Source organism: Isoptericola sp. 178, from assembly GCF_030586525.1.
GTDB classification, from domain to species: Bacteria; Actinomycetota; Actinomycetes; order Actinomycetales; family Cellulomonadaceae; genus Isoptericola; species Isoptericola sediminis.
In genome coordinates, this window is record NZ_JAUQYN010000007.1 from 1,844 (window position 1) to 4,727 (window position 2,884).

At 58.9% G+C, this 2,884-nt stretch carries 2 rRNA genes; both read left to right on the forward strand.

Annotation, left to right across the window (positions count from 1 at the left end):
* Window positions 1-2,631: ribosomal RNA gene (locus tag Q6349_RS15280) — 23S ribosomal RNA — on the forward strand.
* Between the two features lie 112 nt (window positions 2,632-2,743).
* A 5S ribosomal RNA gene (gene rrf, locus Q6349_RS15285) occupies window positions 2,744-2,860 on the forward strand.
* Window positions 2,861-2,884: the final 24 nt, after the last annotated feature.

The window sequence follows — 2,884 nt, forward strand, 5'->3', positions numbered from 1 at the left end:
GGCAAGACCACTTGCTAAGCCTAAATACTACCTAGTGACCGATAGCGGATCAGTACCGTGAGGGAACGGTGAAAAGTACCCCGTGAGGGGAGTGAAATAGTACCTGAAACCGTGTGCCTACAAGCCGTCGGAGCCTCCCTGGTGGGGGTGACGGCGTGCCTTTTGAAGAATGAGCCTGCGAGTTAGTGCTCGGTGGCGAGGTTAACCCGTGTGGGGAAGCCGTAGCGAAAGCGAGTCCGAACAGGGCGATTCAGTCGCCGGGTCTAGACCCGAAGCGAAGTGATCTAGCCATGGGCAGGTTGAAGCGCCGGTAAGACGGCGTGGAGGACCGAACCCACTTAGGTTGAAAACTGAGGGGATGACCTGTGGTTAGGGGTGAAAGGCCAATCAAACTTCGTGATAGCTGGTTCTCCCCGAAATGCATTTAGGTGCAGCGTCACGCGTTCCTTGCCGGAGGTAGAGCTACTGGATGGCCGATGGGCCCTACCAGGTTACTGACGTCAACCAAACTCCGAATGCCGGCAAGCCAGAGCGTGGCAGTGAGACTGCGGGGGATAAGCTTCGTAGTCGAGAGGGAAACAGCCCAGACCACCGGCTAAGGCCCCTAAGCGTGTGCTCAGTGGGAAAGGATGTGGAGTTGCCCAGACAACCAGGAGGTTGGCTTAGAAGCAGCCACCCTTGAAAGAGTGCGTAATAGCTCACTGGTCAAGTGATTCCGCGCCGACAATGTAGCGGGGCTCAAGTACACCGCCGAAGCCGTGGCGCTCACACAAGCCCAGCAGCGACTTGATCGCTGTTCAGGCGTGTGGGCGGGTAGGGGAGCGTCGTGTGGGCGGTGAAGCCGCGGAGTGATCCAGCGGTGGAGACCACACGAGTGAGAATGCAGGCATGAGTAGCGAAAGACGGGTGAGAAACCCGTCCGCCGAATGACCAAGGGTTCCAGGGCCAGGTTAATCCTCCCTGGGTAAGTCGGGACCTAAGGCGAGGCCGACAGGCGTAGTCGATGGACAAGGAGTTGATATTCTCCTACCGGCGAAGAACCGCCCATACCGAATCCGGTGATGCTAACCACCCCGAACCACCACCGACGTCCTTCGGGACGTCACCGGTGACTAGGCGTGGGACCCGAGCCGGTACTAGGTAAGCGTGTTAACAGGGGTGACGCAGGAAGGTAGCCCGGCGTGGCGATGGTTGACCACGTCCAAGGCCGTAGCCCGCCTCGTAGGCAAATCCGCGAGGCACGAGGGTGAGAGTCGACAGATACCGCGTATGCGGGAATCGGGTGATCCTCAGCTGCCAAGAAAAGCCTCGACGCGAGGTTCTAGCCGCCCGTACCCCAAACCGACTCAGGTGGTCAGGTAGAGAATACTAAGGCGATCGAGAGAATCGTGGTTAAGGAACTCGGCAAAATGCCCCCGTAACTTCGGGAGAAGGGGGGCCTGATCCGTGAACCCACTTGCTGGGGGAAGCGGTGAGGGCCGCAGAGACCAGGGAGAAGCGACTGTTTACTAAAAACACAGGTCCGTGCGAAGTCGCAAGACGATGTATACGGACTGACGCCTGCCCGGTGCTGGAAGGTTAAGAGGACGGGTCAGCTTCGGCGAAGCCCAGAATTTAAGCCCCAGTAAACGGCGGTGGTAACTATAACCATCCTAAGGTAGCGAAATTCCTTGTCGGGTAAGTTCCGACCTGCACGAATGGCGTAACGACTTCTCCGCTGTCTCGACCACGAACTCGGCGAAATTGCACTACGAGTAAAGATGCTCGTTACGCGCAGCAGGACGGAAAGACCCCGGGACCTTTACTACAGCTTGGTATTGGTGTTCGGTGCGGTTTGTGTAGGATAGGTGGGAGACTACGAAACCGGCGCGCCAGCGCCGGTGGAGTCGCCGTTGAAATACCACTCTGACCGCATCGACCATCTAACCTCGGTCCGTGATCCGGACCAGGGACAGTGCCTGGTGGGTAGTTTAACTGGGGCGGTTGCCTCCCAAAAAGTAACGGAGGCGCTCAAAGGTTCCCTCAGCCTGGTTGGCAATCAGGTGTCGAGTGCAAGTGCACAAGGGAGCTTGACTGTGAGACCGACAGGTCGAGCAGGGACGAAAGTCGGAACTAGTGATCCGGCGGTGGCTCGTGGAAGCGCCGTCGCTCAACGGATAAAAGGTACCCCGGGGATAACAGGCTGATCTTCCCCAAGAGTCCATATCGACGGGATGGTTTGGCACCTCGATGTCGGCTCGTCGCATCCTGGGGCTGGAGTAGGTCCCAAGGGTTGGGCTGTTCGCCCATTAAAGCGGCACGCGAGCTGGGTTTAGAACGTCGTGAGACAGTTCGGTCCCTATCCGCTGCGCGCGCAGGAAACTTGAGAAGGGCTGTCCCTAGTACGAGAGGACCGGGACGGACGAACCTCTGGTATGCCAGTTGTTCCGCCAGGAGCACCGCTGGTTCGCTACGTTCGGGAGGGATAACCGCTGAAAGCATCTAAGCGGGAAGCCTGCTTCAAGATGAGGTTTCCAACAGGCCAGTCCTGTGAAGGCACCCAGCTAGACCACTGGGTAGATAGGCCGGAAGTGGAAGACAGGACCAACGACTGTCGCAGCTGACCGGTACTAATCAGCCGACAACTTCCATACACATACACTGCTATGCACGCGTCCACTGTGCGGTTCCCGAGAAACGGGCACCACCCCCACCACCCCCCGACCAGGGTGGACCACGGGGAACCCGAACAACTCGACAGCGTTACGGCGGTCACAGCGAAGGGGAAACGCCCGGTCCCATACCGAACCCGGAAGCTCAGCCCTTCAGCGCCGATGGTACTGCCCTGGAGACGGGGTGGGAGAGTAGGACGCCGCCGGACACCCTTCACAGCAGGCCCCCCACC